The organism is Streptosporangium nondiastaticum, assembly GCF_003011965.1.
GTDB lineage: Bacteria > Actinomycetota > Actinomycetes > Streptomycetales > Streptomycetaceae > Streptomyces > Streptomyces nondiastaticus.
This window is the reverse complement of sequence record NZ_PXWG01000335.1, coordinates 1-624: the sequence shown is the minus strand read 5'-3', so window position 1 is coordinate 624 and position 624 is coordinate 1. Positions and strand designations below refer to the sequence as shown.

Annotated in this window: 1 protein-coding gene; it reads right to left on the bottom strand. The window is 65.9% G+C overall.

Annotated elements, in window-relative coordinates; all coding sequences use genetic code 11:
* A partial coding sequence (locus B7P34_RS36100; RefSeq protein ID WP_106682289.1) for a phage tail tape measure protein occupies positions 1-624 on the bottom strand: 624 nt, incomplete at both ends.

Below are 624 nucleotides of genomic sequence, written 5' to 3'. Positions count from 1 at the left end.
TGCCGATGGCCTGCTGGAGGTACTGCATGGTTCCGGACAGGCCGCGCTCGCCGAGCTTCGAGGCGACGTCGTCGGCGTTGATGCCGAGGAGGTTCATCTCGTTGCGCATGATCGACGTCGGGTTCTGGAGGTGCCGGATGGCGTCGGCCATGTTCTGGGTGGCCTGCTCGGCGCTGATGCCGTGCGAGGTCATCGAGGCGAGGGTGCCGAGCATGTCGTCCATTGAGATGTGCGCAGCCGACGCGATCGGCGCCACCGAGGACAGGGACTTCGCTAGCTCCTCGAAGCTCATCTTCCCGGATGCGGTGGCCTGCACCATCTTGGAGGTGACTAGGGCGGCGTCGTCGGCCTTGCCGTGGTAGTCGATGAGCATGGTGGTGACGGCGTCACCGACGGTGGTGAGGTTCGCGTTCTCAGTCTTCGCGCCCTCCGCGGCGGCCTGGAGAACCTTGAGCCCGTCGGCGCCGTGCTGACCGCCTGACTCGATCTTGTACATGGCGTCGGACAGCTGCATGGCGGAGTAGCCGACCTGGCCGGCCATGGCGAGGATGCCGTCCCGGACCATGCCGATGTTGTCCTTGGTCTCGTTCGCCGACGTGACCAGCTTCGTGGTGGACGCCTGGA